Here is a 10,811-nt window from a genome sequence, read left to right as displayed (position 1 = left end):
GTTGGGACTGGGCGTACGCGGCGAGCCGCGCGTATCGGCGGGGGGGGGTGGGGGGGGTTCTCCTGGGGGGGGGGGGGGGGGGGGGGGGGGGGGGGGGGGGGGGGGGCCCGCCCCGGGCGGGCGCCGCAGCCGCCCGGTGGTGGCTTGACGGGCGGGGAATGGGGGGCCGGCGGGGGGGGTGCACGCCTCTCAGCGCGCACCCGCCCCCGCCGCGCCGGTACGCGGACGGGAACCCGAACTCGGCACGCTGGACGCCCTGGTGCGTACCGGCGGCATGGCCGTCGTGTGCGGGGCCGGGGGGCTGGGCAAGACCACCCTGGCCACGGAGGCGGCGAGCCGCGCCGCAGCCGAGGGGCGGGCCGTCTTCTTCGTCCGCTGGCGGGACGACGCCGCCCGACTGGCCGGTGAGCTGACCCGGATCGCGCAGGCCCTCGGGCTGACCGACGCCCGGCTCGACGCCGCCCGCACCGGTCGGGCCGCGCTGGTCGACACCGTCTGGGAGCACCTGTCAGCGGTACGAGGCTGGGTGATCGTCGTCGACAACGTCGACACCCCGGAGCGCGTCGGCCCCGCCGGGGAGCCGATCGCCGGCTACCGGGGCTGGCTGCGGCCGGACGGACCCGGGCTGCTCCTGATCACCAGCCGCGACACGTCCGCCGCCACCTGGGGTCCGCGCGCCACCCTGCTGCACCTCGGACCGCTGGACGACCAGGCCGCCGGCGCGGTGCTGCGGGACGCCGCGCCCGAGGCCGGGACGGAGGAGGAGGCGGCGGCGCTCGGCGCGCGGCTCGGCGGACTCCCGCTCGCGCTGGAGGCGGCGGGCCGGTATCTCGCCTCGCCCACCAGCCGGTTCCGGCACTTCACCGACTACCGGGAGGCGCTGGGGCGGGAGTTCGGCGACCTGCTCGGGGCCGAGCATCCGCGGGCCGCCGCCGATCCGGTGCTCGCCCGGTCCGTCGTACGCCACACCTGGCACCTCTCCCTCGACCAGCTCGCCGCCGACGGGATCGCCTTGGCCCGGCCGCTGCTCCGGCTGCTCGCGCTGCTGGAGGCGGCCCCCGTCCCCCGCACCCTCGTCACCCCCGCCCTGGTGAGCGACGCGTGCGGGCTGCCCGCCACCGCCGCCGAGGTGGACGCGGCGCTGGCCGGCCTGCACCGCTACGGGCTCCTGGGCAGTCCGCAGGGGGTGCGGGGCGAGCCGTCCCAGGTCGCCCTGCACCCCCTCGTCCGCGAGGTGGCGGCCCTCGGCCCCGACTCCGGCTCCGGCTCCGACTCCGACTCCGACTCCGGCTCCGACCCCGGCTCCGGCTCCTGGTATGACGCCATCGACCACCACCTCGACCAGGCCGTGGCGGACACGGCCGCGGCGGGGCGCGCGGGGTGGCCGGTCGCCAGGCTGCTCGCCCCGCACCTCCCGGCGTCCCTGGAGCGGGCGTCGGACGACGACTTCCCGGCCGCCCGGGACAGCCTGGACACCCTGGCCGGAACGCTCCACGCGGCCGGCGCCACCACGGAGGAGGTACTGCTGCGGGGGCACGTCCTGGAGGCCGAGAACGACCGGTTCGGCCCGGACCATCCGCACACCCTGACCAGCCGGCTCCGTCTGGCCGTCGGCCTGCGCGCGCTGGGCGAGCACCGGCAGGCGGCGGACCTCCAGCGGCGGACGCTGGCCACCCAGGAGCACACCCTGGGCCCGGACCACCCCGACACCCTCACCTGCCGCAACGAACTCGCCGTCACCCTCCGTACGCTCGGCGACCTGGCGGAGTCGGCCGACCTGCACCGGCAGGTCCTCACCACCCGCGAGCACACCCTGGGCCCGGACCACACGCTCACCCTCACCAGCCGCAACAACCTCGCCACCGCCCTGCACGGGCTCGGCTACTTCCAGCAGGCCGCCGACCTGCACCGGCAGACCCTGACCGCCCGTGAAGACGCCTTCGGGCCGGACCACCCGAGGACGCTGGCCAGCCGCAACAACCTCGCCGCCGCACTGAACTCCCTGGGCCGGTGGCAGCAGGCCGCCGACCTGCACCGGCAGACCCTCGCCGGTTGTGAGAACACCTTCGGCCCCGACTATCCCGGGACCCTCACCAGCCGCCACAACCTGGCCGACTCGCTGCGCGGGCTGGGCCGGCACGCGGAGGCGGCCGACCTGCACCGGCGGAACGTCACCGCCCGCGTGCGGTTGCTGGGCGCCGAGCACCGGTACACCTGCGAGAGCCGCGCCAACCTGGCCCTGGCGCTGACCGCCCTCGGCCACCACCGGGAGGCCGTCGGCCTGCACCGGCAGAACCTCGCCGCCTTCGAGCGCGCCCTGGGTCCCGACCACCCCGACACCGAGGCCGCCCGCGCCCGTCTCGCCGCCGCCGAGGCCGGCCCCGGCCGCCGCAGGCCCTGGCGCCGCCGGCGGGCACCCGTTCAACCACCGCAATGATCAAGCCATTTCGAGCGCGCGACGTTTCCGTATGGCGGGAGACACGCGCCTGACCAGGGCCTTCTTTGACCCCCTTGGGGTGTTTGGCCCGACGTGTCGAACGACCTGACCGGCCGAAACAGCATGGCCAAATCTAGACCGTGTGTGTTTCAAGATCGCGGGAAGCCCGATGGCCGCCGTGAAGGTCTCGTGTGAACGTGTGTGCGCCCAGTGGCCGTTGGGGCTGGTGGGAAACCGTTCCATGGGGGAATTCCATGCACTCACGTGCTTCGGGCACGTCTGTTCGGCGTGCCCGCAGATCGTCCCGGTACGGTCTGGTGGCCGCCGTCGCCGCTCTGTCGCTGGCCGCCGCGGCGGCGCCGGTGCTGGCGGAGCCGGCCGCCGCGGACCCGGGTCCGCGCTCGGTGTGGGGGAAGACGGACGGGCCTCGGTTCACCGTGCCGCCGGTCAAGGTCGGCACCACCCGGCCGGTGCCCAACACCGCCGAGGCGCCCGCCTCACCGGCCGAGGCCGCGTGGGAGGCGGCCCAGCGCGACCGCGCCCGCACGCCGGGGGCCGCGCGGAAGTCGGCGCGGCAGTCGGCCGGGAAGCCGGCGCCGCGCGCGGCGAGCGGCACGCTGGTCTACGTTCCCGAGGGTCAGGGCGCGGTGCCCTGGCACCAGATGTCGAGCTTCCGGATCACCGACTCGCTGGTGGCCCGGGTCAACCTCTCCAACGGCAACCTGATGCTGGCCGCCACCGACTTCGAGGTGGCCGGGGTCGGGCAGAAGCTCCGCCTGGCGCGTACGTACAACTCCTTCGACGCCCCCTGGGGCAAGGTCTCCGAGCACTGGTGGCAGGAGTACGAGCGCTACCTGCACGTCTTCAGCAACTCGGTCGTCCTCTATGACGCGACCGGAGCCTCGGTCGACTTCGTCAAGGCGACCGACGGGTCGTTCACCACGCCCAAGGGCTACTCGAAGGACCTGAAGAAGAACGCCGACGGCACCTTCACGCTCACCGACCGCAAGTCGGGGGTGAAGGACACCTACGACCAGTACGGCATCCTCACCAAGGTCACCGACCGCAACAAGGGCACGATCACCGTCGACCAGCACGACGAGGGCGAGGAGCACAAGGGCTTCAAGCTCACCGAGACCCGCTCGGGCCGCTGGGTCGACCTGGTCAAGACGTACCCCGACCAGTGGCAGGCCAAGGACCACACCGGCCGCACCGCCGTCTTCGACCTCGACGCCGAGGGCAACCTGGCCCGGACCGCCGACACCGAGGGCAAGGTCACCGCCTTCGGCTACGACTCCTCGCGCCGGCTGACGAAGATCACCACCCCGGAGGGGCGGGTCACGGTCTTCACCTACGACGCCCAGAACCGGGTGCGTTCGATGCTGCGGGCGACCGAGGAGAACGGCTCCGGCCACACCGGCCCGACCTACACCTACGCCTACTCGCACGCCACCGACGCGAGCGCGGCGGGGACGACGACGGTCACCGACCCGGAGGACCACGCCACCAAGCACGAGCACGACGGGGACGGGCGGGTCACCAAGGTCACCGACGCGCTGGGCCACTCGCGCTCGAAGTCCTTCGACGCCAACAACAACATCCAGACGGCGACCGACGCGATGGGTACCGGTTCGGTGGCCGGGAACGTCACGACCTACGGCTGGGACGGGCGCAACAACCCGACCTCCGCCAAGCTGCCGACCGGCGCCACGTCCACGGTGACCGGCTACCAGACCATCGCCGGGGCCGACCTGCCCGGCTCGATGACGACGGCGGACGCCGAGAAGACGGACTACACCTACGACGCGGCGGGCAACACCGCCTCGGTCGCCGTCACCGGCACCGGCGGCGGCAAGCAGACCTTCGACTACAACAAGGCCACCCCGACCTGCGGCGGCTTCGAGGGCCAGCGCTGCAAGGTGACGGTGAAGATGACGGACGCCAAGTCGGTGTCCACCTCCTTCACCTACGACGCCAAGGGCAACCTCACCAAGGTCACCCCGCCCGCGCCGCTCGGGGTCACCACCTACCGCTACGACGACCTGGGCCGCGTGGTCTCCGCGCTCGACGGCCGGGGCGTCACGGTGCTGTACGAGTACGACGAGCGCGACCGGATCACCAAGGTCGACTCCTCGAACTACGCCACCGTCACCTACGCCTACGACGGCGACGGCAACCTGGTCCAGCGCTCGGACGGCACCGGCGTGACCGGCTACGCCTTCGACCCGCTGTCGCGTGAGACGGTCCGCACCCTTCAGAACGGCTCGCAGACGAAGCTCACGTACACCGCGGCGGGCAACGTCGACACGTACACCGACCCGGCCGGCACCACCGACTACACCTGGAACGAGGTCAACAAGCTCAAGGAGCTGAAGGACCCGACCGGCAAGGTCACCACGTACGCGTACGACAGCAACGACACGCGTACGAAGACGACGTACCCTGGCGGCACGGTCCAGACGATCACCCCGGACAAGTCCAGCCGGCCCGAGAAGATCAAGACGACCTCGCCCAAGGGCACCCTGGTCGACCTGTCCTACTCGTACGCCAACGGGACCAAGGACGGCGGCAAGATCCGCACCAAGACCGACGCGGTGAGCGGCCACAAGACCACGTACTCCTACGACAGCGCCGGCCGCTTCTCCTACGCCAAGGACGAGAAGGGCGGGGCCGTCACCGACTCCTGGCAGTACTGCTACGACCAGGCCGGCAACCTGACCAGCCAGGGTGTCGACCCGGGCTGCCCGCGCGGCACCACGTACACGATCAACGACGCCCAGCAGATCACGGCGAAGTCCTCCGTCACCGGCGCCTGGTCCTACGACAAGGTCGGCAACGAGACGGCGGCCGCTTCCGAGGCGGACGCCATCCGCACCGGCGTGAAGTGGTCGGACTACTCGCAGATGACGGCGCTCACCGTGGGCGGCAAGACCTACGCGGGCCAGTACGCCTCGACCGACCAGAGCGAGCGGATCAAGCTGGGTGACACCTTCTTCCACCACGGGCCGCTGGGCCTGTCGGCGAAGACCACCGCCGGGGTGGACATGGGCTTCAACCGCGAACCCGGGGGCACCCTCAACTCCATGACCACCGGGGGCAAGTCCTACTACTACCTGACCGACGCGCTCGGCAGCGTGGTCGCCCTGGCCGACGAGGCCGGGACCAAGGTCGACAGCTACACCTACAGCCCCCGCGGCGTCCGCGTGTCGTCCCGCACCAGCGAGACGGTGCCCCAGCCCTACCGGTTCGCCGGCGGCTACCAGGACGCCACCGGCCTGTACCACTACGGGGCCCGCTACTACGACCCCAACATCGGCCGCTTCACCCAGCCCGACCCCTCGGGCCAGGAGAAGAACCCCTACCTGTACGCCGAGGGCGACCCGGTCAACCGGATCGACCCGAGCGGGCTCGCCTCGCAGGGCATCAACCTGGAGGTCTGCGCCTTCGGCGGTTGCCTCGGCGGCGGAGTCAGCGTCAACGACGACGGCGCGATCCACCCCAGCGCCTCCGTCGGAGCGGGTACGCCCGGAGTGAGCGGCGGCTACGAGGCCAGCGCCAGTGACGCCTCCGCGGGCTGGACCGGCGAGGCGGAGTGCTCCGCCGGCTACTACCGCGCCTCGGCGAACACCCAGGGCGAGACCTCGGCCGGCGCCAGCACCTCGTACAGCGCCAAGCCGGGCTGCTCGGCCAAGGTCAAGTACACCTGGTGAACGGAGAGGACCCGATATGAACGCGCTACTGCTCGCAGCCCCCGGCGGAGGGCCCGACGGCCCGCCGTGGCTCTCCATCACCTTCGGCGTGCTGGTCGCCGTGGGAATCGTGTTCTTCGCGGTGAGTCTGATGCGAGGCCGCGGCAAGTAGCGGAGGACGACGGCGCTCCTCGGTGACGTACCGAGACATACCGGCCAAGGGCCGTCCCGTGTGCGCGGGGCGGCCCTTCGGCGTTCACGCCGCCAGCGTCCCCGGCCCGATCACCCCGTCCCCGAAGCGCGCCCGGGCGCGGTCGGCGACCGCTTCCAGGCGTCGGACCTTGTCGTCGGCCGGGTCGAGGGAGAGCTGGTGGGCGGCGTGGGCGGCCGGGGTGAGGCCCTCGGTGCGCAGGGAGAGGGCGCGGACGCGGGCGCGTTGGAGGGCCAGGGCGTCGTGGAGGGCGTAGGCGGTGGTGGTGAGCGCGGTGGTGTGGGCGGTCGGTTCGGGCAGGGTGCGAGTGCGGGTGGTGGTGGAGCGGTCGGCGTAGCGGACGGTGAGGGTGAGGGCGCGGCAGACCTGGCCACCGTCCTCGGTGCGCAGGCGGGCGCCCAGTTCGGCGGTGAGGGAGAGCAGGGCGCGGCGGTGGTGGCCGGGGTCCAGTTCGTCGCGGTCGAAGCGGCGTTCGGCGGCGAGGGAGCGGGCGGCGGCGTTGGGGGTGACGGCCGAGCGGTCGATGCCCTGGGCGCGTTCCCAGACGTCCCGGCCCGCGCGGGCGCCGAGGATGCGCTGGAGTACGGCGAGGGGCGCGGCGGCGACCCGGTCGATCGAGTCCAGTCCGTAGCCGCACAGGGCGCGGGCGGTGGCCGGGCCGACGCCGTACAGGGCGGCCACCGGCTTGTCGCGGAAGAAGGAGACCGGATCGTCGACGACGAGGGTGGCGCCGGGGGGCGCCTCGCGGGCGGCCATGCGGGCGATCAGGGGGCTGGGCCCGGCGCCGATGGCGCACTCGACGCCGTACCGGGCGAGTGCGCGGACCCGCAGGACGGCGGCCAGTTCGGCGGGGCCGCGCCCGAAGTACCGTACGGCGCCGCGCAGGTCGGCCAGGGCGGCGTCCGGCGGGAGGGCTTCGATGACGGGGGTGAACTCGCCCACCAGAGCGAGCAGTTCGGGCAGAAGGGGGTCGGGGGCGGTGGTGAAGCGTATGTGGAGGATCATCCGGCGCTCCCCTGGCTCTGGTGCCACAGCTTCCGTTTCTTCGGGACGGCGGCTCCGTCGCCGGCCGGGCGCAGGTCGGACCAGGGGTTGAGGGTGTAGCCGTTGGGCATGGTGATGCGGCGGCCCGCCGGCGCTTCGCCCTCGGTGGCCGCTCCCCCGTCGGCCGCGTCGCCGTCGGCCGCGGCCGGTTCGGCGAGTCTGGCGGCTACCGCGTCCAGGCCGCCGCGCTCGCGCAGTTCGATGAGTTCGGCGAGGTTCCAGGCCGCCGTGCCGACCACGCTGAAGCTGCGCGGGCCGCGGCGCTGGACGGTGCCGCGGACCAGCAGCAGCCAGGAGTGGAAGACGGTGTGCGCGCACCGCTCGTGGCTGTCGTCGAAGAAGGCGAGGTCGACCAGGCCGGTGCCGTCGTCCAGGGTGGTGAAGATGACCCGGCGGCCGGAGCGGATCGGCGGGGTCTGGGTGGCCACCTTGGAGCCGGCGACCAGCACGGTCTGGCCGTTGCGGGCGGCGCCGAGGCGGCGGGCGGTGAGGACGCCCAGTTCGTCCAGGAAGCCGTGGTGGTCGTCCATCAGGTTGCGGGAGGCGTCCATGGCGAGCACGCCCAGTTCGGCGCTGAGCCGTTCGGCGTCACCGAGGTCGGGCAGCCCGACGGGGGCCGCCCGGCGGCCGCCGGTCAGCGGCAGCTGGTCGCCGCCCGCTCCCGTACCGCGCCCGCTGCGGTGCAGTTCGGCGAGGTGCAGCAGCAGGTCGCGGCGGTTCGCGCCGAAGGCGTCCAACGCGCCCACTTGGGCGAGGCGTTCGGCGACGGGGCGGCCGGGGCGGGCGCGCTGCCAGAAGTCCAGGAGGGAGGCGTACGGACGGCCGGCCTCGATCCGGGCGGCCTCGGCCTCGCTGATGCCGTGGACGTCGGAGAGGGCGAGGCGCAGGCCCCACACCTCCTGCCCACCCGCTGAGCCGGACACCAGTTCGATTTGATGGGCGACCGCGGACCGGTTCACGTCCAGGGGCAGGATCGTCACCCCCTGGCGGCGGGCGTCGGCGAGGAGCAGCCGCTTGGGGTACATCCCCGGGTCGTGGGTGAGCAGCCCGGCGTAGAAGGCGGCCGGGTGGTGGGCCTTGAGCCAGGCGGACTGGTAGGTCGGCACCGCGAAGGCGACCGCGTGCGCCTTGCAGAAACCGTACGAGCCGAAGGCTTCCACGATCTTCCAGGTGCGGTCGATGACGTCCTGGTGGTAGCCCTTGGCCGCCGCGTGCTGGGCGAACCACGCCTTGATCCGGCCCTGCGACTCCGGGTGGGAGAGCCCGCGCCGCACCGCGTCGCCCTCCTCGCGGCCGCAGCCGGTCATGACGTCCAGGATCTTGATGATCTGCTCGTGGAAGACGACCACGCCGTACGTCTCCTTCAGCGCGTCCTCCAGGTCGGGGTGCGGGTAGCGGACGGGCGCGCGGCCGTGCCGGGCCTCGATGAACGGGCGGACCATGTCGGCGGCGACCGGTCCGGGCCGGAAGAGGGAGATGTCCACGACCAGGTCGTGGAAGGTGGACGGCTGGAGGCGGCCGACCAGGTCGCGCTGGCCGGGCGACTCGATCTGGAAGCAGCCGAGGGTGTCGGCGGAGCGGATCAGGCGGTACGTGGCCGGGTCGCCGGGTCGCACCTGGCGCTCGTCGTCCAGGTCGATCGTGCGGCCGGTGGCGCGGTGGACCTCGGCGACCGCGTGGGCCATCGCGGACTGCATCCGCACCCCGAGCACGTCCAGTTTGAGCAGGCCCAGCTCCTCCACGTCCTCCTTGTCGAACTGCGACATCGGGAAGCTCTCGCCGCTGGTGGGGACCACCGGCGTACGGGTGGGCAGGGAGGCGTCGGAGAGCAGCACCCCGCACGGGTGCATGGCGACCCCGCGCGGCAGGGCGTCCAGGGACTCGACCAGATCCCAGAGCCGGCCGTACTTGTCCCGGTCGGCGGAGAGCGCGCGCAGCTCGGGGAGTTCGTCCATGGCGGCGCGGGCGTCGCGGGCGCGGATGTGCGGGAACGCCTTGGCGAGGGTGTCGATCTCGGCCGGGTCCATGGACAGGGCGGCGCCCACGTCCCGGATGGCGTGCCGGACCCGGTAGGTCTCGGGCATGGCGACGGCGGCGACCCGTTCGGGGCCGAAGCGGTCCAGGATCGCCCGGTAGACCTCCAGCCGGCGGGCGGACTCCACGTCGATGTCGATGTCGGGGAGGGCGGGGCGGCGGACGGACAGGAAGCGCTCCATGAGGAGGTCCTGCTCGATGGGGTCGGCGTGGGCGATGCCGAGCAGGTGGTTGACGAGCGAGCCGGCGCCGGAGCCGCGCGCGGCGACCCGGATGCCCAGCGCCCGGGTGTCCCGGACCACCTGGGCGACGGTGAGGAAGTAGGAGGCGAAGCCGAGGCGCTCGACGGTGCGCAGCTCGTCCTCCAGCCGGTCCCAGTAGGCCGGCCGGCGGTCCAGGCCGCGCAGCACCATCCCGGCGGCGCAGCGGGAGCGCAGCACCCGGTCGGCGGTGCGCGCCCCCGCGCCGACGAGATGGGCCTCGGGGAAGTGGACGGAGCCGATGCCCAGGTCGTCCTCGGGGTCGACCAGGCAGGCGGCGGCCGTCTCCTCGGTGAGGGCGAGCAACCGGTGGGCGGTGTTCCTGCGGTAGCCGGCGGCCTCGGCGACCCGGTCGGCGACGGCGGCCATCGCGGCGGGGTCCTTCAGCCAGCGTTCACCGCTGTCCAGTCCCTTGCGGGGGTCGATGGGGACGAGGCGGCGGGCGGCGTCGAGCACGTCGGCGACCGGGCCCTGGCCCTGGTCGGCGTAGCGGACGGCGTTGGCGAGCACCGGTCGTACGCCCTGCTCGGCGGCGAAGCCGAGAGTGCGGGCGGCCTGCCGCAGCGAGCCGGGTCCGGTGCCGGTGCGCCCGTGGTGGACGATCTCCAGCCGCAGCGCGTCGCCGTACACCTCGCGCCAGGGGGCGAGCAGCCTGGCGGCCCGGTCGGGGCGGCCGGCGGTGAGCGCGCGGCCGATCTCGGAGTCGGGGCCGAGCAGGACGGTGAGGTCCTCGCCGTGGTTGCCGGCCCAGGGCAGCAGCGGGCTGCCGGTCCGGCCGGTGCCCTCCCCCGTGCTGATCGGGTCGTCCTGGGCGTGCGCGGCGGTGATCATCCGGCACAGCTCGGCCCAGCCGCGCCGGGAGCGGGCGAGGAAGACCGTACGGGGGGCGGACTCGTCCACGAAGGCGCCGCCGCGTACCGGGGTGCGCCGGCGCTCGGTCGCGCCGGGCCGCTCGGGGCGGGTGCGCTCACCGATGGCCAGGTCGACCCCGAAGAGCGGGCGGACGCCCTCCTTGGCGCAGGCGGCGGCGAACCGGACCGCGCCGGACACGGTGTCCCGGTCGGTCAGGGCGATCGCGTCCATCCCGCGCTCGGCGGCGCGCGCCGCCGAGCGCGGGATGGACGCGATCGCCCTGA

At 73.7% G+C, this 10,811-nt stretch carries 5 protein-coding genes; 3 read left to right on the top strand and 2 right to left on the bottom strand.

Translation table 11 applies throughout. The annotated features are described in order from the left end of the window. The first annotated feature begins 178 nt into the window (after nt 1–178). The 3 genes from fxsT (at nt 179) to C6N75_RS31290 (ending at nt 6,298) form a co-directional block, all read left to right on the top strand. Nucleotides 179–2,437, top strand: a complete 2,259-nt coding sequence (fxsT, locus tag C6N75_RS03265; RefSeq protein ID WP_105867306.1) for an FxSxx-COOH system tetratricopeptide repeat protein — start codon at nt 179–181, stop codon at nt 2,435–2,437. 314 nt (nt 2,438–2,751) lie between these two features. Continuing rightward, nucleotides 2,752–6,147 carry an RHS repeat-associated core domain-containing protein gene (locus C6N75_RS03260; protein ID WP_456340825.1) on the top strand — a complete coding sequence of 1,132 codons (3,396 nt, stop codon included), beginning with the start codon at nt 2,752–2,754 and terminating at the stop codon, nt 6,145–6,147. Nucleotides 6,148–6,163: 16 nt separating this feature from the next. Continuing rightward, nucleotides 6,164–6,298: a hypothetical protein gene (locus C6N75_RS31290; RefSeq protein ID WP_258177198.1), complete on the top strand. Its 135-nt coding sequence runs from the start codon at nt 6,164–6,166 to the stop codon at nt 6,296–6,298. Nucleotides 6,299–6,382: 84 nt separating this feature from the next. Here C6N75_RS31290 and C6N75_RS03255 read toward each other — a convergent pair whose 3' ends face one another. Beyond that, nucleotides 6,383–7,342 (bottom strand): DNA polymerase Y family protein, encoded by a 960-nt coding sequence (locus tag C6N75_RS03255; protein WP_105867304.1) that lies wholly within the window; start codon nt 7,340–7,342, stop codon nt 6,383–6,385. Then, complete coding sequence (locus C6N75_RS03250; RefSeq protein WP_105867307.1) at nt 7,339–10,803, bottom strand: DNA polymerase III subunit alpha; 3,465 nt, start codon at nt 10,801–10,803, stop codon at nt 7,339–7,341. Before C6N75_RS03250 ends, C6N75_RS03255 begins: the two co-directional genes overlap by 4 nt. Nucleotides 10,804–10,811 lie beyond the last annotated feature (8 nt).

Origin of the sequence: Streptomyces solincola (assembly GCF_002982015.1) — a bacterium.
GTDB lineage: Bacteria > Actinomycetota > Actinomycetes > Streptomycetales > Streptomycetaceae > Streptomyces > Streptomyces solincola.
The sequence above is the reverse complement of the archived record's forward strand: the minus strand, read 5'-3'. Positions and strand labels throughout refer to the sequence as shown.

Coding starts and splice junctions, on each gene's coding strand:
- C6N75_RS31290 (WP_258177198.1), top strand. CDS start 6,164: ATGAACGCGCTACTGCTCGCAGCCCCCGGCGGAGGGCCCGACGGCCCG.
- C6N75_RS03255 (WP_105867304.1), bottom strand. CDS start 7,342: ATGATCCTCCACATACGCTTCACCACCGCCCCCGACCCCCTTCTGCCC.